This is a genomic window from Sphaerobacter thermophilus DSM 20745 (genome assembly GCF_000024985.1).
In the GTDB taxonomy this organism is placed as follows: Bacteria; Chloroflexota; Chloroflexia; order Thermomicrobiales; family Thermomicrobiaceae; genus Sphaerobacter; species Sphaerobacter thermophilus.
Window position 1 is genome coordinate 251,916 of the sequence record NC_013524.1, and the last position, 22,875, is coordinate 274,790.

A 22,875-nucleotide genomic window follows, 5' to 3' on the forward strand; every position below is an offset into this window, starting at 1 on the left:
GGCGTGGCCTGATCCTGCGGCTACGCTCGCAGACGCCGTACCCCCTTGACAGGCACGAACGCCCGTTCTATTCTGTGTACGTACATTTGTTCGGCACGCATGTTCGGCACAGGCGTTCGAGGAGGCGGCGATGCGGACGAGTCAGGCAGCGGGGATTGCGGGCGGAGTGGCGTGCGGTGTGGTGCTGCTGGCGATCGGGCTGGCCCTGGGGCTCGGCGCGGCGGTCGGCTCGGCCGTGACGCAGGCGCTCCCGGCGGCTCTGGTGGCTGGATGCGTGGCGGCACTGGTCGCACTGGCCGACCGCGAACCGTCACTGTGACGATGTCCTCCAAGTGACCCTACCCGCGCACGCGACGGGAGCGCGTCAGCAGTCCGTAGCGGGCGAGCAGGGGAGTCGGACGGAGGAAGCGCGGCTCGTGCAGCGAGCCACTGGAGAGCACGGCCGCGAACCCGATGAGGAAGGTGACCAGGAAGAGGAACTGGAATCCGAAGCGTTCGAGGAGCAGACCCCCGACGAGCGGAACGAAGGCCACCACGGCCAGCACCGTGTTCAGCAGCCCGGTGTACGCCGGGCGCTCAGCCTCCGGCGCAATATCCAGCAGGTACGCCATGTTCGCCAGCGCCTGCCCGCTTAGTGAGACCCCGTACACCACGAAGACCAGCGTGAAGGCGTAGGCGAGCGCGCGCCCGCCCATCAGCCCCAGGTCGGCAATGACCGACCATCGCAGCAGCGGCGGGAGCGCCAGCGCCAGCAGCGGGATCAGCATGCGCAGCAGCGCTGAAACCTGCAGCACCAGCCGGTTGCCCCGGCGCGCGGAGATCGGTTCCCAGATCAGGTTCGAGGCGAAGCGTCCTACTGCCAGCGCCGCGACGTAGAGACCGATCAGATCGATCGGAACCCCCAACTGCCGGTAGGCGAACACCACATAGAACGGGTCGGCGATCGCGGAGAGCGAGAGGAAGGCCCGGAAGGCGAGGAAGCGGCGGAAGTAGTCGTTTCCAAGCAAGTGCGGAGCCTCACGGAGCTGGTGGCCCAGGCTGGCGACGTACCCGTCGCTGCGGTACGGCTCACGCATCATGGCGGCGGCGTAGGCCGCCAGGCTGAACGCGACGAAGGCCAGCAGAAACAGGATTGCCACGCTGGCCGGGATGTCGTCGCTGCCCCCCAGGAGGCGCGCGATGGTGTACCCGACCATGACACCGAGGACGGCACCCCACAGGTTGCGCTGGCCGAACACGAGGCCCAGACGTTCACCCGAAAAGGAGTACGCCGTGAGGTCGACCATCGGCGTGTTGGCGAACCCCGACGCCAGGTTGTAGAGCGCGTAGACGACGAAGAAGGTGACGAGCAGCGCCGGCGGCGTCCCGTCCCCGAGCGCAAAGCTGACCGCACCGAGGAGCCCGATCGCGGCCGCGCGGAAGATACTGGCCCAGACACCGACGGTAAGCCGGCCCGCTCGTCCCGGTGCGGACCCGGCGCCGAGCAAGAGCGGGAAGGCCGCCAGCCCGGTCGCCAGCGCAGGCACAAGCCCGACGAGCACGTAGGAATCGCTGATCAGGCTGACGAAGAATGCCAGGACGATGACCGGGTGGATCAGTGTGTGCCCCAGCATGAGCATCGCCCCGTAGGCGATGCCGAACCCGGCGTTGTGCCGCCCGGTGCGACGGTCCCTGCTGGTCACGGTGAGCTGGGAGTCTACTGGCACGCCGTCCCCCTGGTGGTTGTGGCCATCCACCCCTGGGCGCGACGGGAGGCCGAAACAGTCGGGGTGCGATGACCCGGCACCTACGCCCACGACAATGATCTGCGCTTCGCGCCAGTATAGGAAGGCTTTCGTCGGACGTAAACAGGGGCCCGTGGCCTGAGCCTTGCGTCACCCGGACAAGACTGTTCGCCCTACCGAGGGAGGTGACCATGGCGACCGTTACGAAGTCGATCGAAGTCAACGTTCCGGTCCGCGCGGCGTACAACCAGTGGACCCAGTTTGAGGAGTTCCCTCGCTTCATGGAGGGCGTCAAGGAGGTGCGGCAGATCGACGACCAGCACCTGCAGTGGCGCGCCGAAATCGGCGGCACTGAGCAAGAGTGGCAAGCGCGGATCGTTGAACAGGTCCCCGATCAGCGCATCGCCTGGCACAGCGTCGCGGGGGATGAGAATGCCGGTGTCGTGACGTTCCACTATATCGACGAGGACACGACCCGGGTGACGCTTCAGATGGGCTACGAGCCGGAGGGGCTCAAGGAGCGCCTTGGGGATGCGCTCGGCTTCATGGAGCGCAAGGTCCAGGGTGATCTGGAGCGCTTCAAGGACTTCATCGAGAGGCGCGGCCGGGAAACGGGCGGCTGGCGCGGAACGATCGACGAGCATCCCCACGCCGACCCCACTTAGCACAACCCCCCCACTATGGGGCGTCACCGCGCAATAGGCTTCGCCTGGCCGGCGATGCCCCACCAACCTGGTACCGGGCGCGGGTCACTGACCCGCGCCCGCATCCAACGGCGCGCCTGCGAAGAGCGGGCAGCACGCGCACGCTGGCAGGAGATCCGCCGGCTCGGTGAGCGGCACCTGGATCCCGACACCTGCCAGAAGCTCGATCACCGGCGCCAGTGGCAGTCCGACGACGTTGCAGTAGCACCCCTCGTGGCACGCGACCGGCCGGAAGTCCGGATCCTGAATCGCATACGCCCCGGCCTTGTCGAACGGGGTGCCGGCCGCGATTGAAGCGGCGATCTCGTCGTCGCTGTAGGAGCGCATGTGGACCGTCGTCACCACGTGTCGGACCCACACCCGTCGCCCGGCGGCGAGCGCGACGCCCGTGATGACCCGGTGCCGTCGTCCCCGGAGCGCGCGGAGCATGGCCCAGGCCTCCGCCGCGTCGGCGGGTTTCCCGAGCAATCGACCGCGTAGGGCTACGACCGTGTCCGCCGCCAGCACGACCGAGCCGGGGTGCTGGGCGGCCACGGCCAGCGCCTTCCGCCGGGCCAGCGCGCGGGCCACGCGCTCCGGGCGCATGCCCGGCCCGCCCACGTTCTCGTCCACGTCCGCCGGGGTGACTGTGAACGGCACGCCCAATCGCCCCAGCAGTTCACGGCGCCGTGGTGATGCCGAAGCCAGGACCAGGGGCGGCGTGCTCATGCTCGCTCCAGCGCGGCGACACACTCGATGTGGTAGGTCTGCGGGAACATATCGACCGGCGTCACGTCCAATAGGCGATAGCCACCGTCCACCAGGATGCGCAGGTCGCGGGCGAGCGTCGAGGGATCGCACGAGACGTAGACCAGCCGCTGCGGATGCATCTCCAGCACCGCCTCCAACGCCCGCGGATGGCAGCCCGCCCGCGGCGGGTCAAGGATGATGGCGTCCGCCTGTATCTCCAGCCGCGGCAGCACCCGCTCCACCTTGCCGGTCACGTACTCGACGTTCGAGATCCCCTCCAGGTTGGGCTGTGCGTCGGCCACGGCCGAGGGCGACTCCTCGATGGCGATGACCCGGCGCGCCTCCGAAGCCAGCAGTATCGCGAACGTGCCCACGCCCGCGTACGCGTCGACCACGACCTCGTTGCCGGTCAGCGCCAGCCGCTCCCGGACCAGCTCCACCAGCCGCTCGGCCTGCTCGGTGTTGGTCTGGAAGAAGGAGGGACCCGAAATGCGGAACCGTCTCCCCAGGAGCGCCTCATGGAAATACTTCTGACCCGACTCCACCTCCGGCTGGCGGTGGCGCAGGTCGGGTTGGATCAGCATCTCCCCGGTGTTCTCCCCGTAGCGGATCACCACCTGGTGTTGCCCGGCACCGGTCCCCTGCAGCTTGGCCAGCGCCTCATTGATCTGCGGGACCATGATCAGGCACCGGTCGATGCGCTGGAAGCGATACCCTGTGCCCGGCCGGGTGATGAAGCCCAGATCTCCCTGGCGCGAGGTGGAGAAGCGGGCATTGTTGCGGTAACCATAGGGCTTGCTGCACGGCACGGTCGGTGACACCGGCGGGTCGTCGAACTTGCCGATGCGCCGCAGTTGCTCGCGGACGATATGCTGCTTGAATTCGAGCTGCTTCTCGTAGGCGATGTGCTGCCACTGGCAGCCGCCGCAGGCGCCGAAGTACGGGCAGGGCGGCGTGACTCGCTCCGGCGCGGGTTTGAGCACCTCCACAACCTTGCCCGAGGTGTACTGGCGCCGGCTCTTATCGATCTCGACCACCACCTCCTCACCCGGGATGCCGAAGTCCGCGAACACCACGCGGCCGTCGACGCGGCCGACCGCCGGGCCCTGGTAGGCGATGTCGGTGAGCGTCACCGTCAGTCGCTCGGCCTGCTTCTCGTCTGCCATGCTGTTCTCCATCGTCCGTCTGCTCCTCGTGGCGCCGCACCGCTCGCGGCGGGCCGTCCCTAAGTGTTCCACGATCGGGCGCGGCGTGGAGCGATTGACCGACCGTCTTGACGCCGCCGGGCACTGCCGGTACCGTTGCACGGCTGGCAGGTCCGACGTGCGATGCCACGGGGCCGCGCCGGCACTGTTTCGCGCGAAAGAAAACGGAGACGCGTCCTTGGCCGAGACCCAGGCGGTTCCCGCGGCAGCGGGCAGCATCGTGCGCAACCGCCCCCTCATCACCCTTGCACTGGGCCACTTTACCATCGACCTGTACGCTGGCCTGCTTCCTGTCCTATTCCCCTTGCTGGCCTCCCGCTTCGGGCTGGACCTGAAGACGGTCGGCCTGGTGAGCCTGGCCTACAGCGGGGTCGGGTCGGTGTCGCAGCCCCTCTTCGGCTACCTCGCCGATCGGTTCGGCACGCGCCTCATCGGCTTTGCGCTGATCTGGACGGCCGTGACCTTCGCCGGGATCGGCTTCGCGCCCTCCTTCCCGGTGATTCTGACCCTGGCCGGGCTTGCGGGGCTCGGTTCGGGCGCCTTCCACCCGTTCGGCGCGCTCAACGCCAACGCGGTCATTACCGATCAGAAACGCAACGCGGCGATGTCGGTCTACGCCTCCGGCGGGACGATCGGCTTCGCGCTCGGCCCGCTGATCGGCGTCGGCCTGCTGGCACTGTTCGAACTGCGCGGCGTCTCGGTGATGCTCTTCCCCGGGACGGTGATCGCCTTCTGGCTGCTCTACGAGATGCGGGCGATCGCAGTCCGACCTGCGGTCCGGGCCGGCCACGCCCGGGTGAAGCCGGCCCCGATCCCGAAGCTTGCCATGGCCGCCGTCATCCTGATCATGATGGCGCGCTCCTGGAGCATGAGCAGTATCCAGGCGTACGTGCCGACCTGGTACGAGTCCCTGGGCTACTCCAAGGGTTTCTACGGCGCCCTGGCAACTGTCATTACCCTGTGCAGTGCCGCAGGCACCATCGGCTCGGGCAACCTCGCCGACCGTTACGGCCGGCGGGCGGTCATCCTCGTCTCGCTGATCCTGACGATCCCGACCGTGCTCCTCTTCGCGCAGTTCACCGGACCGATCGCGTTCGTCACCGGCGCCCTGGTCGGCCTGCTCGCGGCCTCCACTGCACCGCTCTTGCTCGTGATGGCACAGCAGCTTATGCTCGGTCGAGCAGGCATCGCATCCGGCCTGATCCTGGGCCTCGGCTTCGTCACCGGCGCGATCGGTGTCCCGATCACCGGCGCCGTGGCCGACGCGCTCGGGATCCAGATGGCGATGCGCCTGCAAGTGGTGCTGGCGCTTATCGCGATCCCGCTGTGCCTGTTGCTGCCCACCGAGCGCAGCCTGCAGGCCGCGAAGCGGGAGTGAGGCGTGATGCGTGATACGTCATGCGTCATGCGTCATACGTGTTGCGTGTTCCGTTCATGTCGAGCGGTGCCATGGTGAGACCGCAGGGTATGGTTCTGCCACGGAGCACGGAACACGCGTGACGTATGACGTATGACGCATGACGATCGGGAGTCGAGATGCTCCACCGGTGGGTCGAGACGGCCAGTCCGGCCGCGCGGCGTGGATTCGTGCTGCTGGCGATCATGTCGGCTGCCTTCGGCATGTCGATGGCCATGCAGCAGAACGTGGTCACCAACTACTTCGAGGATGTCCTGGGCCTCGCCGGGCCGCAGTTCGGCTACATCACGGCAATCCGTGAAATCCCCGGCTTCCTCCTCCTCTTCCTGACCGCGCTCTTCTACCGCATGTCCATCCCGCGCCTGACCGCCTGGGCGCTGGTGCTCCTGGCGATTGGCTACGGGCTCTTCGGCGTCTCGAACTCCTTCTGGACCGTCACGCCGTGGGTCATCATCTCCTCGATGGGGTACCACACCGTGCTCCAGACGCAGCACGCGCTGGGCATGAGCCTCACGACAGCCGACCGCGCGGGAGTGGTGCTCGGGCGGATGTCGGCGATCTACAGTGGCGGCTCGCTGGCGGCGATGCTCCTGGTGTTTGTCACCTTCCGCCAGGGTTGGATCTCGTTCAACGGCGCCTTCGTCCTCGCAGGGCTGCTGGCATTGATCGGCGCGATCGCGGCTTTCGGCATCCCGAACCTGCGCGACGGGCACGAGGTGCCCCACCGGCCGCGCCGCGAGCCCATCGTCATTCGCCGAGCGTACCGCTACTACTATTATCTGAGCCTGCTCGACGGGGCGCGGCAACAGATCTTCTTCTCGTTCGGGCTGTGGGTTCTGGTGAACCACTTCCGGCTCTCGGTTCCCGGCGTCAGCGCGCTCCTGGTGGTGGTGAGCCTGGCCTCGATGGTGGCCGGTCCCTGGATCGGGCGCATGATCGACGTCCGAGGGGAACGCGAGGTGCTCGGCGCGATCAACGTGGCCTACATCGCCGCGCTCCTCGGCTATGCGTTGATCGACAACCTCTACATCGCGGCCGCCTGCTACCTGATCTACTCGCTCATCTTCCCGCTGTCGTCGGTCGGGGCGGCGACCTACCTGCGCAAGATCGCCCCGGTCGCGGACGTGGCGCCGTCGCTGGCGACCGGCCTGACTCTGCAGCACGCGGCCGCGGTGATCGTGCCCATCACGGCAGGCTTCATCCTGAACTTCACCGGCTACCAGATCCCGTTCCTGATCGCGTGCGTCTTCGCAAGCATCACCATCCTGGTCACCCGCCGGCTCGACCCGGTCGCGCAGCGCTCCCCGGCCAAGCTGGCGGAGGAGGAGGCGTCACTCGTTCCCGCCACCGCAGAGGCACGCTGAGGCACGGGCTGGATTATCTTGCTAAAGGCCATTACGTCCGGCACGTGCCGAACGCTGGGTACCTGATCATCTGGATGAAAGCCCCTATTCTCCCAGCCGGCTTTAGCCGGCTTCGCCTTGTCAGCCCGGGGGTTTACCCCCGGGCACCTGCCACGGCGCTCGGACCCTTCTCCAGCCGATCGCGACTCATGGCTAGTGCGTAGCGGGCTGCGGGCGGGTGCAACGAGCCGATTGCTCAGAACTCATGAGCGGCAGTCTGGGCACTGGAGCGAGCCCGGCATACCGTTACGCCACGAGTGTCCGTAAACTGGCGCCCGGGTGGCCCGGCTGGGAGAATGGGTCACGAATCGGCGGCGAGATCGTCTGGCGCGACGGGAAGGCGACGGGAGCGCGGCCGGGTGGCGTGATTCGGACGCCGCGGCGGTGAGCGGGTGATTGGAGGAATGGGGAATGGCGGTTCCGGAGGGGGATCGAAGCGTGAACGCCGGGGAACTGGTGGATTTCACGCTACGGCTGGTGCGGGAGCCGAGCCCATCGGGGACGGAGGGGGCGGTTGCGCGGATCGTGGCCGCGGAGATGGCGCGCCTGGGCTTCGTCGTTGAGACGGACGACTGGGGGAACGTGGTCGGGACGATCGACGCCGGGCCGGGGCCGTGTCTCCTGTTCGACGCCCACATCGACACCGTGGGGGTGAGTAACCCGGACGACTGGTCGCGAAATCCCTGGGGTGAGGTGATGGGCGATCGGCTCTACGGCCGCGGCTCGATGGACATGAAGGGGCCGCTGGCAGCCGCGGTGTACGGCATCGCCTCCCTGCGCGGCTCGCTGCGCCGGGGACGAGTGGTCGTGTCGGCGACCGTCGCCGAGGAGCTGGTCGAGGGGCCGGCGCTCGAGCACGTCGCGAAGCGGGTGAAGCCCGACGCCGTGGTGATCTGTGAGGCGACCGGGCTGACCGTCGCCCGAGGCCAGCGGGGGCGGGCAGAGATCCGGGTTGAGGTCAACGGGCGGCCGACGCACTCCTCCCGGCCGGAGTTCGGGATCAACGCGGCGGAGGCGATGGCCGACGTCATCGTCGCCCTGCGCGAGCTCGACCCGACCCAGCACCCCGTGCTCGGTAAGGGGATCCTGGTGCTGACTGATATCCTGTCGGAGCCATACCCGGGACTCTCGGTTGTGCCGCACCGCTGCGTCGCGACCTTCGACCGGCGGACGCTGCCGGGGGAGACGGAGGAGTCGATCCTGGCGCCGATCCGGGAGCGGATGGACCGGGCGCTGGCGCGGACCGGGGCGAACGGGTCCGCGACGATTGCGGTGGACGACTTCGAGAGCTACACGGGGGCGCGCGTGGAGGCGCCGAACTTCGCCCCCGCCTGGTTCTTCCCCGATGACCACCCGCTTGTGGCCGGTGCGCTCGCCGCGCTGCAGGAGGCAGGGGTGCCGACGCGGCTGGGCCACTATGCCTTCTGCACCAACGGGAGCGGCACCGCGGGGCGGCTCGGCATCCCGACCATCGGGTTCGGGCCGGGCGACGAGGAGATGGCCCACCGGGTCGATGAGTACATCGAGATCGCCCAGTTGGAAGCGGCGGCAAGGGGCTACGCCGCCATCGCGCGACACCTCACGGAGCGCGGCTGAAAGACCAGTGCGGTCTGGCGGTTCGGCCGGAGCGGGCCGGATCGCCGGGATCGGTGAAGGTAGAGGGAGTGGTGATGGGCATTCCGACCGGCGCGACGGTCGTGTACGACGACGGCACCGAAGAGACGTTCGAGGACGTGAGCCTCGCCGAGGCGCGAGCCGATGAGGGGCGGGTGGAGTACCGGTACGCCTACGCCGCGGACTTGCTGCCGGGTGAGCCGGCAGGAGAGACCGGGATGTGGCGCTACCGTGCGCTCTTGCCGCTGGAGGAGGGGCCGATCCACTACCCGCTGCCGGTCGGGGGGACCCCGCTCGTGGCGGCTCCCGGGCTCCGGAACCGGCTGCAGATGCCACACCTCTGGGTGAAGGACGAAACGCGTGGGCCGACCGGCTCGAACAAGGACCGCGCCACAGCGATGGTGCTGGAGCACGCTATGCGCGCCGGGGCGCAGACGGTGAGCTGCGCCTCGACCGGCAACGTGGCGGTGTCGCTGGCAGTTGGGGCGGCCGCGGCCGGGCTGCGGGCGGTCATCTTCGTGCCGGAGCAGGTCGCGGAGTCGAAGCTGGCGCTCATGCGGCTGGCCGGGGCGACGGTGCTGAAGGTCCGCGAGGGCTATGACGCGGCGATGCGCTTCTCGCGTCGGGCGGCTCGCGAGTTCGGCTGGTTCGACCGCAACACGGGCTACAACCCGGCCACGCTGGAAGCGAAGAAGACCGTTGCCTTCGAGATCTGGGAGCAGTTGGGCCGCAGGGTGCCGGACGTGGTGGTGTCGCCGATCGGCGACGGGGTGACCCTCAGCGCGCTGGCCAAGGGCTTCCGCGAGCTGGTCGCCTGCGGCGTCACCACAGGCGTGCCCCGGATCATCGGCGTCCAGGCCGAGGGGTGCCAGCCGGTGAAACTGGCCTGGGAGCGGGGTGGCCAGGTCGAGCCGGTGGAGCCCAAGACGATCGCCGACGGAATCGCGGTGGGCCAGCCGCTGAGCGGGGCGGCCGTGCTGCGGGATGTGCGTGATTCGGGCGGAGCTTTCGTCGCGGTGAGCGATGACGCGATGGTGCGCGCTATTGGCACGCTGGCGGCGTCGGCGGGCATCCTGGCCGAGCCGGCCGGCGCGGCCGCCATGGCCGGGCTGGAAGTGGCGCTGGAGGCCGGGCTGGTGAGCCGCGATGAGCGGGTCGTGGTGCTCGCGACCGGCACCGTGCTGAAGAATCCGATCTTTCCGGAGTTGCCCGGCGCGGTACACACCGTGCACGCCGATCTGGACGAGTTGCGGCGGGCGCTCGGAGTGTAGTCAGGAGCATGAGGTACGAGGGCCGGGCTCCGCCGGGGGCCCGGCCCTCTCCTTTCCGACGGGCCGCGTCGCTCGCTTAGGTCGCCTCGAGCACGCCGTAGTCCAGCACGAAGCGGTTGTCCGTGCCCAGGTGGAGTTCCAGACTCCAGTCGAACAGGTAGTCGGGCGGCGGGAGCTCCAGCGTGTCGTCCGCTGCCAGCACCACCCGCGCGTGCTCGGTATCCACGAGTTGCACTCCATCGGGGGGCGATTGCGACGACTTGTGGATCAGCTCGTGCTCGTGGTCGCCGTGGGGCATGACCTTGAACTCGAGCGTGCTCACGTTCCAGTCGATCACGTCGACCGGCAGGTGAATGGGGCGCTCGAAGACGTTCTCCTGGCCGCGTGTGAGGTCGAGCCGCGACATGGTGACCGCTCCTGTGCTTGTCCGGAGTGAGGACGCGTCGTCTCCCCGAACCTAGATGCCCTCGGGCTTCCCCGCATGTGGCGATCCACGGCCGGCATGATGCTCATAGCGCAAGCGTTGAGGTCTTGGCATGGCCGATTGGGTCACCTGACAGCCTGGGGACCGGATTGACAGCGGCTCCCGAATGGCCGTACAACCGTGCGGACTGATGAAGGGACGCTCCGCGCGCCGCGCGGTGCACGAGGGAGAGGGCGTATGAGCGCGTCGACACAGGGTGGAGGCTTTCCGCCGATCTTCGACGGACACAACGACACCATCATCAGCCTGGCTGGCGAAGGGTTCGATGGCCCGGGCCGCCGGTCGTTCTTCGAGTGGACCGAGAAGGGCCACATCGACCTGCCGCGCGCCCGCGCCGGTGGGCTGGGCGGCGGGTTCTTCGCGGTCCTGCCGCGGAGCCGCAAGCAGCGCCCCGGAGAGGGAGATCCGTCGACAGCGGTCGGGGCGGTTGACGTAACCGGTCGCGCGGAGAAGATCGGCACCGCGTTCGACCCCGAGAAGGGGTGGCCGCCGCCGATCCCCGTGGAGGACGCACAGTCGGACGCGCTGGCGCGGCTGGGTGAGTTGATCCGGATCGCGCAGGAGTCGAACGGGCAGTGCCGGATCATCCGCACCGCGGCCGAATTGCAGGAGTGCCTTGACACCGGCGTCTTCGCTATCCTGCTGCACTTCGAGGGGGCTGACGCGCTCGACCCGGATGGGTACGCGCTGGAGGTCTTCTATGAGGCCGGGCTGCGTTCGGTCGGGATCACCCACTTCCGGCAGAACGCCTTCGCCGCGGGGGTGCCGAACATCTTCCCCGGTACGCCGGACATCGGGGAAGGGCTCACCGACGCGGGGAAGGAACTGATCCGGCAGCTCAACCGCAAGCGGGTGCTGATCGACCTGTCCCACGCGAATGAGAAGACCTTCTGGGACGTGGCGGAGATCTCCGACGCGCCGCTGGTGGCGACGCACTCCAACGCCTGGGCGCTGTCGAACTCGCCGCGCAACCTGCTAGACAAGCAGCTCGACGCGATCCGGGAGCGGCGCGGGATGGTTGGCCTAAACTTCCACGTCGGCTTCCTGCGCGCCGACGGCGCCATGGACCCGAACACCCCCATCTCGACCATGGTCGACCACATCGACTACCTCGTCGAGCGCATGGGGATCGACTGCGTCGGGCTCGGTTCGGACTTCGACGGCGCGGTCGTGCCGGCCGAGTTGAAGGACGCGGCGGGGCTCCCGAAGCTCATGCAGGCGCTGCGCGATCGCGGCTACGACGACGAGGCGCTGAAGAAGCTGGCCCACGGCAACTGGGTCCGCGTCCTCCGGGACACGTGGGGCGAGTAAGTCCGGTCGTCCAACGCACCGGAATGGACACGAGCGCCGGCACGCATGCCGGCGCTCGTTGTGTCCTACCAGCAGCGCATGGAGTCGAGGAAGAGCTGGCGCAGTTCGGCCTCCCCGGCGGGGCGCGGTGACAGCTTGGTGACGCGGTGCTGGGGCAGGGTGCCTGCCACCAGCGCGTCGATGTCGTCGCGCTCGAACCCCACGGCGTGCAGGCCGTTGGGCATCCCGAGCCGCCGCATCAACTTGATGATGGCCCCGGCCAGGAGATCGCCGGCGTCCTCCGGACCGGCGCCGCGGGTGTCGACGCCCATCAGCCGCGCCGCTTCCAGGTGCCGCTCCGGGTTGGCCGGCGCGGTGAACCGCACCACCGCCGGGGTGTGCAAGATGACCGACATCCCGTGCGGAATGATCGGGTGGTCCTTGGGATAGCCTTCGGGGATGTAGTCGCGCACCATACCGGAGACCGGGTACGACATGCCGTGGGGCAGGTGGACCCCGGCGTTGCCGAAGCCGATCCCCGCGAAGGCAGCAGCCAGGAGCATCTGCCCGCGCGCTTCCTCATCGTCCGGGTCCTCGACCGCGCGCACGATGTAGCGCGAGACGCGCTCGATCGCCTCGCGCGCCCAGATGTCGCTGATCGGGTTGGCACCCTGATAGGCCGGGCGGAGCGCCAGCGACGGCGGCGCTTCCCGCCGGTTGTAGGGCAGGGCCGTGTACGACTCGATGGCGTGGCTCAGCACGTCGAACCCGGAGCAGGCGGCCACCATCGGCGGGAGGGAGCGCGTGTTGTTCGGGTCGATGATGCCCATCACCGGCCGCAGCGCGCGGTGGGCGATGCCGGTCTTGGCGTGCATCTCGGTCAGATCGAAGATGGCCACGCCGGTCGTCTCACTGCCGGTCCCGGCGGTGGTCGGAATGGCGATCAACGGCTTGAGCGGGCCGGGCACCGGTCGCCCCTCGCCGATCGGCTGGTTGACGTAGGCGAGGAAGTCGGCCGGGTAGGTGGCGTACAGGTTGGCCGCTTTGGCGGTGTCCATGGACGACCCGCCGCCGACGGCCACGTAGCCGTCGAACCGGCCCTCCTCGGCGAAGCGGATCGCCTCCTTGAAGGAGACGTCGGTCGGCTCCACGCGTACCTGATCGTAGAGCACGGCGTCGATCCCGGCGTTTCGCAGCGACTCCATCGTCACCGCCACCGCTTCGGTCTGCGCCACGCGCGGGTCAGTCACCACCATGACGCGCCGCGCGCCGAGTGCGGCCATGTCGTGCCCCACCTCGCGGGTGACGCCGGGGCCGTACTTGATGCTCGATGTGTCCATGGTGAAGGCGGTCTCGTACGCCATCGTGCCACTCCCTCCCGTTTGGGCACCGGGTTTCAACCGGTGTGCCCACCGGCTCGGCTGTGTGGCTAGCATACAACCACTCGGCCTGGTGCGGACCCGGCCGAGCTAGACCTCGATGACCGAGTCCTCGGTGCCGAAGGGGTTGGGGGCGTACCCGTCCGCCGCCGGGTCGTTCTCCCAGCGGTGGCCGTCGATGAGGTAGCGGAAGTGGTAGCGGCGCCCGGGCTTGGCCGAGATGGTCGTGCTGAAGCTGCCGTCGCGCCGCCGCTTCAAGGGAGTGGCCTCCTCGTTCCAATCGTTGAAGTCCCCCACCACGGAGACCGACCGCTCGGCGCTGCCTGGTGGCAGCTCGAACGTCACGCGGCAAGAGCGGCCAGTCTTCGTGTACTCCTTTTTGATCATAGGATCCTCTCCCTGTTCCCCACAGTTGTTCACCACCGGCCAGATGCCGGGGTCCTCTCACCGAGGCCGACAGCGAGATCCGTTCCACCGCGGTCACTGCGGCGATCACTCGCTGTCATCAGGCGTGACCTCGCGCAGCAGCGCGAGCGAGCGACCGCTGAGCTGGTACGGCTCGCTGGCGTCTAGCCGGCGTTCGCCGGGCTCCAGATCTGGCTGGGCCGTGTCGACTACCACCTCCCAGGCGGCGCCCGGGAGGGGCGGTGGCAGCGTCATCGGGACGGTGTCCGCGTGCGCGTTGAGCAGCAGGAGGAGGGTGTCGTCGACGATCGGGTCACCGCGCTCGTCCACCTCGTCCAGTGCGCGGCCATCGAGGCGTACCCCGAGCGTTCGCACCCAGTTCGCCTCCCACTCGGCCTCGGTCATCTCACCCCCGTCGGGCCGGAGCCAGGTGATGTCACGGACGTCCGACCCGCGGATGCGCCGCCCCTGGAAGAACTTGCGGCGGTGCAGCGCGGGATGCTGGAGCCGGGTCGCGATCAGGCGCCGGGTGAACTCGAGGAGCGTGCGCCGCTCGTCGTCGAGTTCCCAGTCGTACCAACTGATCTCGTTGTCCTGGCAGTAGGCGTTGTTGTTGCCGTGCTGGGTGCGGCCGATCTCGTCGCCCCCGCAGATCATCGGCACGCCCTGGGAGAAGAGCAACGTGGCGAGGAAGTTCCGCTGCTGCTGGGCACGCAGCGCGTTGATCTCCGGGTCGTCGGTTGGGCCCTCGACGCCGCAGTTCCAGGAGAGGTTGTCGTCGGTGCCGTCCCGGTTGTCTTCCCCGTTGGCCTCGTTGTGCTTCTGGTTGTAGCTCACGAGGTCGCGCAGGGTGAAGCCGTCGTGCGCCGTCACGAAGTTGATGCTGGCGTACGGGCGGCGGCCGTCGCTGGCGTACAGGTCGCTGCTGCCGGTCAGCCGGTAGCCGAGTTCGGCGACCTGTGCCTCGTCGCCGCGCCAATACCGGCGCACCGCGTCGCGGTACTTCCCGTTCCACTCGGCCCAGAGGATGGGGAAGTTGCCGACCTGGTATCCGCCTTCGCCGACGTCCCACGGCTCGGCGATGAGCTTCACCTGGGAGATCACCGGATCCTGGTGGATGATGTCGAAGAAGGCGGAGAGGCGGTCCACATCGTGCAGTTCGCGCGCCAGGGTGGCCGCGAGGTCGAAGCGGAAGCCGTCGACGTGCATCTCCAGAATCCAGTAGCGCAGGCTGTCCATGATGAGGCGCAGGACCTGCGGATGACCGACGTTCAGGCTGTTGCCGGTCCCGGTGTAGTCCTGGTAGTAGCGCGGGTTGTCCGGCACGAGCTTGTAGTAGCTGCGGTTGTCGATGCCGCGGAAGTTCAGGGTCGGCCCCAGGTGATTCCCCTCGGCGCTGTGGTTGTAGACCACGTCCAGGATGACCTCGATATCCGCCCGGTGGAGCTCACGCACCATGCGCTTGAACTCCGCCACCTGCCCGCCGCTATCGCCGCTGCTGGAGTAGCGCGCCTCCGGCGCGAAGTAACCGATCGTGTTGTAGCCCCAGTAGTTGCGCAGGCCGCGCTCGACCAGGTGCATGTCGTCGAGGAAGGCGTGCACCGGCAGCAGTTCCACCGCCGTGACGCCGAGCTCCTTCAGGTACTGGATGCTCGCGGGCGAAGCCAGGCCGGCGTAGGTGCCGCGCTCTTCGGGCGGCACGTCGGGGTTGCGGGCGGTGAAGCCCTTGACGTGGACCTCGTAGATGATCGACTGGTGCCAGGGAATGCGCGGCGGGTGGTCGTCGCCCCAGTCGAAGTAGGGATGCACCACGACCGATTTGGGCATGCCCCAGGCGTCATCCTGCTCGTCGAACGCCAGATCCTCATCCGCATGGCCGAGCGGGTAGCCGAAGACCGGGGCGTCCCAGTTGACGTTGCCGCTGATGGCGCGGGCATACGGGTCGAGCAGCAGCTTGTTAGGGTTGAATCGATGCCCCTCTTCCGGCGCAAACGGCCCGGACACCCGGAAGCCGTAGCGCTGGCCTGGGCCGAGCCCGAGGATGTAGGCATGCCAGATGTGGGCGGTGACCTCACGCAGGGGGATGCGTTCGATCTCGGTTTCGCCCGACTCGTCGAACAGGCAGAGCTGGACCCCGGTAGCGTGCTCGGAGTAGAGCGCGAAATTGACGCCTTCGCCGTCCCAGGTGGCGCCCAGCGGGAACGGCTTTCCCGGGCGGATTTTTCGTACGGTTGCCGTCACGAATTCCTCCTCGTCGCGCGCGACCCGCGGCTCGGCCCACTTCTGGGAAACGGGTCGCTGAAGCCGCTGAGCAGGATCGATGCCCGCCTGGTGCGGTGCGCGCGGGAGGATGCCCGCGTACGTAGCGGGAGGCACGCGTGAGCCAGCCGGTCGCGTCCAAACTGCACCCGCCGCGAGCGGCCCGCCTCGCCGTGGCAACCATGTTCTTCGTCGCCGGTGCGGGCCAGGGCAACTGGGTCGTGCGCATCCCGGACGTGCAGCAGTCGCTCGGCCTCAGCCCGGGCGCGCTCGGGGTGGCTCTGTTCGGACTGCCGCTGGGCTTGCTGGTCGGAGTCCCCGCTTCAGGGTGGGCGAGCGTCCGTTGGGGCAGCAGGTCCGTCACGGTCGTGGCGGCGCTCGGCTACTGCGCCACGCTGGTGCTGCCGTCACTGGCCTGGAGTGGCGCCACCCTGCTCGCCGCGCTCGTCCTCTTCGGGATCGCGAGCGGGTCGCTGGACGTGGCGATGAACACGCAGGCGGTGGCCGTCGAGGCACGCTACGAGCGGCCGATCATGTCCTCGTTTCACGCCGTCTTCAGTGGGGGCGGGCTGGCGGGGTCGGCCGTCGGCGGCGCGGTCGCGGCGTTCGGCGTGGGACCGTTCTTCCACCTGGCGAGCGCGGGGTTGGTGCTCGGGGCCATGGTGGCAGTGGCCGCGGGGCGCCTTCTCCCGGCTACTGTCGAGTCACGGGAGCGGGAGTCGCGGCGACGGCTGCGGCCATCCTGGCGGATGCTTGCCCTGGGCACGATCGCCTTCTGCGTGCTCATGGGCGAGGGTGCGGTGGCAGATTGGAGCGCCGTGTTCCTGCGGCAGGACGTGGGTGCGGGGGCGGCGCTCGCCGGGGCAGGGTTTGCAGCCTTCTCGCTGGCGATGGCTGGAGGCAGGCTGGTGGGTGACGTCCTCAACGCCCGGCTCGGTGCGGTGGCCCTCCTGCGCCTTGGCGGCGCGGTCGCGGGCGCCGGGATGGCGCTGGCGCTGGTGCCGGACGGCGCGGCGCTGTCGATCCTCGGCTTCGGGCTGGTCGGTGCCGGGCTGTCGACCCTCTTCCCGACGGTGATCGGGGCCGCGGGGCGAATGCGCGATGCACCGACCGGCACGGTGATCGCCACGATCACGGCTCTCGGCTACTTCGGCTTCCTCGCCGGCCCGCCGCTGATTGGGCTGCTGGCCGATGTGGCCGGACTGCGCGCGGCGCTCAGCGTGGTCGTGGCCCTGGCTCTCCTGGTGGTTGCGTTCGCGGGGAGCGCCCGCGACTGACCCCGGCGGGGCTCTGTGCCGCTCCGAACGATAAGACCGGAGCGGCACAAGAGCGACAGTCACTGCGATAACAAACCGGCTGCGCGGTTACTGGAGCAGGTCGAGCGCCAGACGCAGGATGACCCGGATCGTGCCGCCGATGGTGGGGATGTCGACCCACTCGTCGCGCTGGTGCAGCCCCACGGCGCGCGGGCCGAACTGGATCGTCGGAATTCCCGCGTCCGCGGAGAAGTAGTTCGCGTCAGACACGCCCGGGAAGTAGCCGAATTCCGGCTCCTTGCCGAGTTCTGCGGCGTAGGCGCGGCTGAAGCGCTCCACCAGCGGGTGGTCAACTGGCTGCTCCCAGGGCGGGTAGTAGGGCGGGTCGATGGCGAACTCGAAGGTCGCTGGGGAGTTGAGCGAGTCCGCCAGCGCACGCATCTCCGCCAGCACGCTCTCGTTCGTCTCGCCCGGCACGATGTGGCGGTTGATGGTGAAGCGTGCTCGCTCCGGCACGGTGATGACGTACTGCTCCGAGCCGCTATGCAGGCTCAGAACCGACTGCGAGGACTTCATCTTGGGATGTTGCCCGAGCGGCATCTCGTCCAGGCGCGCGATGAGCCGGGCCGCCTCGACCGCGGCGTTGATGCCCTCCTCCGGCAGTGAGCCGTGTGAGGCGCGGCCGATCACGTCGCCGCGCACGAGCACCTTGCCGACTCCCCCAAGCGTCGGATGATCCCATGACGGCTCGGTGACGATGCAGGCATCGGCGCGGATCCCGGCGTCGATCAACGCGCGGGCGCCGATGGAGTAGGCCTCCTCGTCGACGACCGAGGTGAAGATCACCGTCCCCCGCCAGAGATCACGCCGCTGGGCGAGGGCACGAGTGATGAGCATCGCGGCGGCGACGCCGGCCTTCATGTCGCCCGCGCCGAGCCCGTAGAGCCGGTCCCCCTCGCGTCGCGCCTGCCACGGGTCGCTCGACCATCCCGCTGCGGCGAGGACCGTATCGACGTGCCCGTTGAGCAGCAGCGTCGGCCCCTCGCCGTTCTCGACCCGAGCCACCACGTTTGGCCGATCGCCCTCGGTCGGCATCAGCTCGGGCTCCAGCCCGTTCTCCCGCAGCCACTCGGCAACCGCGCGCTGGACCGCGCCCTCCTCGCCTGGGTAGCTGCGGATCGCGACGAGCTGGGAGGTCAGCGTTACGGCCTCCTCCGTGTCGGAGGCGGCACGCAGCCATTGCTCGTCTACCATCGAGCTTCCTTTCCTTCCGCATTGACGTGGTCCCCCAGCGGGGCCGGCGGTAGTGTATCCGATCGCGCGCGCTGCCGGGTGGCTGTGCCGTTCACCCGGTTTCGCGTGAGACATCCGTCGCGCCGCTTGGGCGCGCAATGGACACAGGGTCGGGGGGTGTCAGGGGAAGGCGCACCGTGAACGTGCTGCCGATGCGAGGCGTGCTCTCGACGGTGATGCTCCCGCCATGAAGTTCGACGATGCGCTTGGTGATGTGGAGCCCCAGACCGGTGCCGGGGATGTGCCCGACGATGCTGTCGGCGCGGAAGAAGGGTTCGAAGACCCGCGACTGCTCCTCCTCGGTCATCCCGACTCCCTGGTCCCGCACGCAGATCACGGCGTGCGTGCCCTCGCGGCGGACCTCCATCACCACCTCTCCACGACCGGTCGAGAACTTGAGGGCGTTCGACAGCAGGTTGGCGAGGACCTGTGTAATGCGTGCTCCGTCCCAGATGCCCGGGAGGGTGTCCGGGACGGACAACCGCATCGGTTGCGCCGGATCGTGGTCGACGCTGTGCTCGACCGCGTCGAAAACCTCGCGGGCGATTGCCGCGAGATCGCACGGCTCGCGCTGGAGGGCGAGGTGCCCGCGGTCGATGCGCGAGATGTCGAGGAGGTCGCGGACGATGCGCTCGAAGCGCGCCAGTTGGGGGCGCAGCTTCTCCATCGAGGCCCGCAGTGCCGCGATGTCCGGCTGCTCAATGGCCAGGCGTCGATCCAGCAGTTGGATGTACCCCTTGATACTCGTCAGTGGGGTGCGCAGCTCGTGGGCCGCGACCGACAGGAACTCATCTCGTGCCTTGATCGCCTCTCGTGCCTCCTGGTACAGCCGGGCGTTGTCCACGCTCAGCGCGCTGCGGCGGGCGACCTCCTCCAGGAAGGCGCTGTCGATGGGCTCGTATGGCTTAGACCCGGCGCGGCGAAGCCAGACGATCGCGCCGAGCATCCGGTTGCGCGGGACAAGCGGAACGGCCACGAACGAGGAGACCTGGAAGGCGCGGCCGAGCACGTCTTCCTCCAGTGGCAGGTCCCGCCGGGCGGTCGCCCAATCTACGGCCGACCCCACCATCGGTCCCTGCCCCTCCACGAGCTGGTTCAGCAGCGCCTGGGTTCTGGCGGGGATCGGGGTGGCCAGCAGCGTCGCGGCTAGGTCCGCGTCAGCCGGGTCGGCATGGGTCACCGCGACGCGCCGGAAGCCCGCGACCGGATCGGCGAGGTAGACCAGGCACCAGTCCGCCAGTTCCGGGACCGCCAGATCAGCGACGCGCTGGAGTATGGCCGCATAGTTGGGCTCGACCGCCGCCAGCTCGCGGCTCATCTCCGCCAGGAACGCAACCCGGCGTGCCCCAGCGGCCCGCGCCGCGGCCGCTTCTTCTTGGGCCTGCTCAGCCCGGTGGCGCTCGGTCACATCGCGGAAGTAGACGGTGACGCCGCCGTCCGTCGGAGTAACGCGGACCTCCAACCAGGCGTCGCCGTGGGCGTGGTACGCTTCGAACTGCCGCGGAATCTGCTCGCTAAGCGCCTGCGAGATCGCCTCCACGAAGAATGCGTCTTCTGTGTTGGGCCACACGGCCTGCAGGGTGTTCCCCAACAGCTCCTCGCGTGGCACCTTGAGGAGATCTTCCGCTCGCCGGTTGACATATGTGAAGCGGCCCTGGGCATCGAGAGCGACGAAGCCGTCGCCGATGCTCTCCAGGATGCGCCGCGATTCGGCGTCGGCCTCTTCGGCCGTCGTGGCGCGCCGGAGGGTGCCCAGGCGATGACGGGCAAGCTCGATCGCCAGGCCGGCCATGGCCAGGATCCCCAGCATGCCCGCGATCACCGCTGCGACAGGGGCTTCCTGCGAAAAGGCACAACCGAGGTAGAATGCCGCGGCGACGGCCGCGACAATCGTCACCAGGCGCGGGGAACCACGCCGCGTTGCAATCAACATCGGGATGGCATAGAGCGATGGCGCCAGATAGCCGCGAGGTAGGACAAACTCCACGCCGGTCGCCAGGACGAGCGACGCGCTGATGACGGCAATTGTCAGCCACTCAGCCCGACCGCGCGCCGGCACCACCGTCCTCCCCTTACCAAACCCCTCGCGGCGAGGTCGTGGTCATGCTAACGCTCCCTGCACGGGATCGGGTCAGCTTCACGCTCCTCGTCGGTAACCCGCATGATACCGCGTTCGGGTCGACAATGGAAGCAGTGGAAGCTGCGAATCACAGTAATGCCGGGGGGTGGAAGCCGCTCGTTTGGAGTCCGGTGTGCAAGAAACGGGCTACCTCATCGGGCGGCATTGGTGGTGCGAACAGGAATCCTTGCACCAGGTCGCAGCCGACCCGTTCGAGGAACTCGAGCTGCTCCTCGGTCTCAACTCCCTCGACCGTGACCTGGAGCCGCAGGGCATTGGCGGCGGCGATCATCGCCTCAACCAGGGCCTGATCCTCGCGGCTCTGGTCCAGGCCGCGCGCGAAGGATCGGTCAATCTTCATCGCGTCGGTCGGAAAGCGCTTGAGGTAGGAGAGCGAGGAGTACCCGGTGCCGAAGTCGTCGACGGCCAACTGGACGCCCAGTTGCTTCAGGTCGCGGAGGGCCTCGAGGGTTGAAGCGGTGTCGTCCATCATCACGCTCTCGGTGATCTCCAGCTTGAGCGACGCCGGCGGCAGGCCCGTTTCGGCAAGGATCTGAGCAATGTCCGCGGTCAGCGACGGGTGGCGGAACTGCCGCGCGGAGAGGTTGACGCTTACTGCGCTCGGGGCGCAGTCGGGGAACGCCGTGCGCCATGCGGCGAGTTGGCGGCACGCCTCGGCCAGTACCCAGTGTCCCAACGGCACGATGAGCCCGGTCTCCTCGGCGATCGGGATGAACTCGCCGGGCGAGATCAGGCCGCGTTCAGGGTGGTGCCAGCGCACCAGCGCCTCGACTTCCACCGGTCGGCGGGTGCGGACGTCGAGCACTGGCTGGTAGTAGATCTGGAACTCCCCCCGCTCAAGCCCGTGGCGGAGGTCGCGCTCCAGGGCGAGTCGCTCCACCGCCTGGGCGTACATGGCGGGGTCGAAGACGACGCGCCGCGCCTTCCCCAGCAGCTTGGCCCGGTGCATCGCCGCGTCGGCATTGCGGATCAAGTCCTCGGGCCGATCGTCCGGGTCGCCACCCAGCGCAACACCAATCGATGTGGTAATGACCAGCTCGTGGCCGTCTACGACGAATGGCTCGGCGAGGGTAGCCGCCAGCCGGTCGGCCGCAGCAAGCGCCGCGTCCGTCCCTGGGGTGCCGTTGATCAGCACCATGAACTCATCGCCGCCGAAGCGGGCCGCCATGTCGCCGCACCGGATACAGCCGAGAAGACGCTTCCCGAGTTCGCTCAGGACCCGATCTCCAGCATCGTGGCCGAGGCTGTCGTTGATGAGCTTGAAGTTGTCGAGATCGATGAAGAGGAGCGCGACCCTGGTACGCTCCCGAGCGGCCTGGGCCAGGGAGTCGGCGAGGCGCCGCTGGAGGAAGACGCGGTTCGGCAAGCCGGTCAGCGGGTCGTGGTACGCCTGGTGGACCAATTCTTTCTCGAACCGCTTCCGCTCGCTGATGTCGCGCGCGTTGATGACGATGCCGCCGACGGCCGGGTTATCGAGCAGGTTGGTGGCGGTCGCCTCCACATAGACCCACGATCCGTCGGCGCGACGATAGCGGAACTGGGTCGGCGGCATCGCGCCACGACCGAGGACGATCTCCGTTAGTTGCGCTCGGGCGTGTGGGAGGTCGTCCGGATGGATTCGATCGAAAACGGACGTCCCGATCAGGTCCTCCGGACGGTAGCCCAGCACGTGTTGGATTGCAGGGCTCACGTAGCGCGCGGTTCCATCCGGACCAAGGACGGCGACGACGTCTGATGCGTGCTGTACCAGCGACCGAAACCGGACTTCGCTCTCCCGGAGTGAACGCTGGGCGACCCGGAGGCGTGCTCCCACCCAGGCGATCGCCTCGGCGACCAGCACGCAGACCGGCGCCGTGCACACGGCAGCGCTCAACGCGGTGGCGATGGAGGTGCCGGTGACGACGAGGGGGGTGACGTAGGCAACGATCATCAGAGGGACGAACGGAAGCGATGTCCACCGCGGGCACGCGAGCCCAATCCAGGTGAAGGTCACAATGAAGAAGAGCCCGAACCGAGCGGGCTCGTCACGGGCGAAGTAGTTGTGGATGGCGATCAGCGTGAAGGCGACGGGAACCAGCGTGAGCGGCGCCCGTCGGCTCCAGGACCCCCAGGGAAGGAGCCAGACGGCGATGCCGATGCCGATGGCCGCGGTGGCGACGAGTGCGACTCCGAGGACGTGGAGCGGCCTAGAGGGCAGCAGCAGCGTGGCCAGCGTGACCACGCCGCTCAGGGTGAAGAACGCACCTCCTATGCGCCCGACCACGCGACGAGAGAGTCCTTCATCCTCGTCGTATGGCTGGTG

Annotated in this window: 18 protein-coding genes; 8 read left to right on the top strand and 10 right to left on the bottom strand. The window is 68.5% G+C overall.

The genetic code is table 11. From position 1 onward, the window contains the following. Positions 1-130 precede the first annotated feature (130 nt). On the top strand, positions 131-319 hold the full coding sequence (locus tag STHE_RS13415; RefSeq protein WP_012873130.1) for a hypothetical protein: 189 nt from the start codon (positions 131-133) through the stop codon (positions 317-319). 19 nt (positions 320-338) lie between these two features. Here STHE_RS13415 and STHE_RS13420 read toward each other — a convergent pair whose 3' ends face one another. After that, on the bottom strand, positions 339-1,706 hold the full coding sequence (locus STHE_RS13420; RefSeq protein ID WP_012873131.1) for an MFS transporter: 1,368 nt from the start codon (positions 1,704-1,706) through the stop codon (positions 339-341). Positions 1,707-1,915: 209 nt separating this feature from the next. Between STHE_RS13420 and STHE_RS13425 the strand changes: the two genes are divergently transcribed. Continuing rightward, positions 1,916-2,389 (top strand): SRPBCC family protein, encoded by a 474-nt coding sequence (locus tag STHE_RS13425; protein WP_012873132.1) that lies wholly within the window; start codon positions 1,916-1,918, stop codon positions 2,387-2,389. A gap of 84 nt (positions 2,390-2,473) precedes the next feature. Here STHE_RS13425 and STHE_RS13430 read toward each other — a convergent pair whose 3' ends face one another. Further along, positions 2,474-3,136 (bottom strand): Maf family protein, encoded by a 663-nt coding sequence (locus STHE_RS13430; protein WP_012873133.1) that lies wholly within the window; start codon positions 3,134-3,136, stop codon positions 2,474-2,476. Beyond that, positions 3,133-4,323 carry a 23S rRNA (uracil(1939)-C(5))-methyltransferase RlmD gene (gene rlmD, locus STHE_RS13435; protein ID WP_217155949.1) on the bottom strand — a complete coding sequence of 397 codons (1,191 nt, stop codon included), beginning with the start codon at positions 4,321-4,323 and terminating at the stop codon, positions 3,133-3,135. The genes STHE_RS13430 and rlmD overlap by 4 nt, the downstream gene beginning before the upstream one ends. A gap of 217 nt (positions 4,324-4,540) precedes the next feature. On the opposite strand from rlmD, the gene STHE_RS13440 reads away from it, so the two are divergent. From STHE_RS13440 to thrC, 4 genes are all read left to right on the top strand, one after another. After that, complete coding sequence (locus tag STHE_RS13440) at positions 4,541-5,740, top strand: MFS transporter (protein ID WP_012873135.1); 1,200 nt, start codon at positions 4,541-4,543, stop codon at positions 5,738-5,740. A 158-nt stretch (positions 5,741-5,898) separates the two neighbouring features. Beyond that, positions 5,899-7,143: an MFS transporter gene (locus tag STHE_RS13445; RefSeq protein ID WP_012873136.1), complete on the top strand. Its 1,245-nt coding sequence runs from the start codon at positions 5,899-5,901 to the stop codon at positions 7,141-7,143. Positions 7,144-7,593: 450 nt separating this feature from the next. Then, positions 7,594-8,778, top strand: coding sequence for a YgeY family selenium metabolism-linked hydrolase (locus STHE_RS13450; protein WP_012873137.1), 1,185 nt, complete (start codon positions 7,594-7,596; stop codon positions 8,776-8,778). 74 nt (positions 8,779-8,852) lie between these two features. Then, positions 8,853-10,067 (top strand): threonine synthase, encoded by a 1,215-nt coding sequence (gene thrC, locus STHE_RS13455; RefSeq protein ID WP_012873138.1) that lies wholly within the window; start codon positions 8,853-8,855, stop codon positions 10,065-10,067. Between the two features lie 76 nt (positions 10,068-10,143). On the opposite strand, the gene STHE_RS13460 is transcribed toward thrC, so the two are convergent. Next, entirely contained in the window at positions 10,144-10,473 is a 330-nt protein-coding gene (locus STHE_RS13460) for a hypothetical protein (RefSeq protein ID WP_012873139.1), read from the bottom strand. A 255-nt stretch (positions 10,474-10,728) separates the two neighbouring features. Between STHE_RS13460 and STHE_RS13465 the strand changes: the two genes are divergently transcribed. After that, the gene (locus tag STHE_RS13465; protein ID WP_012873140.1) at positions 10,729-11,862 is read left to right on the top strand and encodes a dipeptidase; all 1,134 of its coding nucleotides are present in this window, start codon (positions 10,729-10,731) and stop codon (positions 11,860-11,862) included. 65 nt (positions 11,863-11,927) lie between these two features. On the opposite strand, the gene STHE_RS13470 is transcribed toward STHE_RS13465, so the two are convergent. From STHE_RS13470 to glgX, 3 genes are all read right to left on the bottom strand, one after another. After that, positions 11,928-13,205, bottom strand: a complete 1,278-nt coding sequence (locus tag STHE_RS13470) for a hydroxyacid-oxoacid transhydrogenase (protein WP_012873141.1) — start codon at positions 13,203-13,205, stop codon at positions 11,928-11,930. A 105-nt stretch (positions 13,206-13,310) separates the two neighbouring features. Continuing rightward, positions 13,311-13,607, bottom strand: coding sequence for an isoamylase early set domain-containing protein (locus STHE_RS13475; protein WP_012873142.1), 297 nt, complete (start codon positions 13,605-13,607; stop codon positions 13,311-13,313). A gap of 105 nt (positions 13,608-13,712) precedes the next feature. Beyond that, positions 13,713-15,866 carry a glycogen debranching protein GlgX gene (gene glgX / locus STHE_RS13480; RefSeq protein ID WP_012873143.1) on the bottom strand — a complete coding sequence of 718 codons (2,154 nt, stop codon included), beginning with the start codon at positions 15,864-15,866 and terminating at the stop codon, positions 13,713-13,715. Positions 15,867-16,003: 137 nt separating this feature from the next. Between glgX and STHE_RS13485 the strand changes: the two genes are divergently transcribed. Next, the gene (locus STHE_RS13485; RefSeq protein ID WP_012873144.1) at positions 16,004-17,161 is read left to right on the top strand and encodes an MFS transporter; all 1,158 of its coding nucleotides are present in this window, start codon (positions 16,004-16,006) and stop codon (positions 17,159-17,161) included. Positions 17,162-17,248: 87 nt separating this feature from the next. Here the strand turns inward: STHE_RS13485 and STHE_RS13490 are convergent, their stop codons facing one another. The 3 genes from STHE_RS13490 to STHE_RS13500 all read right to left on the bottom strand — a co-directional run bounded on the left by STHE_RS13490 (position 17,249) and on the right by STHE_RS13500 (position 22,836). Next, complete coding sequence (locus STHE_RS13490) at positions 17,249-18,394, bottom strand: M20 family metallopeptidase (RefSeq protein ID WP_012873145.1); 1,146 nt, start codon at positions 18,392-18,394, stop codon at positions 17,249-17,251. 91 nt (positions 18,395-18,485) lie between these two features. Further along, positions 18,486-20,492: a sensor histidine kinase gene (locus STHE_RS18160; protein WP_012873146.1), complete on the bottom strand. Its 2,007-nt coding sequence runs from the start codon at positions 20,490-20,492 to the stop codon at positions 18,486-18,488. Positions 20,493-20,640: 148 nt separating this feature from the next. Continuing rightward, positions 20,641-22,836 (bottom strand): putative bifunctional diguanylate cyclase/phosphodiesterase, encoded by a 2,196-nt coding sequence (locus STHE_RS13500; protein WP_052295378.1) that lies wholly within the window; start codon positions 22,834-22,836, stop codon positions 20,641-20,643. Between the last annotated feature and the right edge of the window lie 39 nt (positions 22,837-22,875).

What these genes read in the sequence shown, in the direction of transcription:
- STHE_RS13415 (WP_012873130.1), top strand. Translation starts at nt 131, where the DNA reads ATGCGGACGAGTCAGGCAGCGGGGATTGCGGGCGGAGTGGCGTGCGGT.
- STHE_RS13475 (WP_012873142.1), bottom strand. Translation starts at nt 13,607, where the DNA reads ATGATCAAAAAGGAGTACACGAAGACTGGCCGCTCTTGCCGCGTGACG.
- rlmD (WP_217155949.1), bottom strand. Translation starts at nt 4,323, where the DNA reads ATGGCAGACGAGAAGCAGGCCGAGCGACTGACGGTGACGCTCACCGAC.
- STHE_RS13450 (WP_012873137.1), top strand. Translation starts at nt 7,594, where the DNA reads ATGGCGGTTCCGGAGGGGGATCGAAGCGTGAACGCCGGGGAACTGGTG.
- thrC (WP_012873138.1), top strand. Translation starts at nt 8,853, where the DNA reads ATGGGCATTCCGACCGGCGCGACGGTCGTGTACGACGACGGCACCGAA.
- STHE_RS13470 (WP_012873141.1), bottom strand. Translation starts at nt 13,205, where the DNA reads ATGGCGTACGAGACCGCCTTCACCATGGACACATCGAGCATCAAGTAC.
- STHE_RS13425 (WP_012873132.1), top strand. Translation starts at nt 1,916, where the DNA reads ATGGCGACCGTTACGAAGTCGATCGAAGTCAACGTTCCGGTCCGCGCG.
- STHE_RS13465 (WP_012873140.1), top strand. Translation starts at nt 10,729, where the DNA reads ATGAGCGCGTCGACACAGGGTGGAGGCTTTCCGCCGATCTTCGACGGA.
- STHE_RS13430 (WP_012873133.1), bottom strand. Translation starts at nt 3,136, where the DNA reads ATGAGCACGCCGCCCCTGGTCCTGGCTTCGGCATCACCACGGCGCCGT.
- STHE_RS13460 (WP_012873139.1), bottom strand. Translation starts at nt 10,473, where the DNA reads ATGTCGCGGCTCGACCTCACACGCGGCCAGGAGAACGTCTTCGAGCGC.
- STHE_RS13490 (WP_012873145.1), bottom strand. Translation starts at nt 18,394, where the DNA reads ATGGTAGACGAGCAATGGCTGCGTGCCGCCTCCGACACGGAGGAGGCC.
- STHE_RS13445 (WP_012873136.1), top strand. Translation starts at nt 5,899, where the DNA reads ATGCTCCACCGGTGGGTCGAGACGGCCAGTCCGGCCGCGCGGCGTGGA.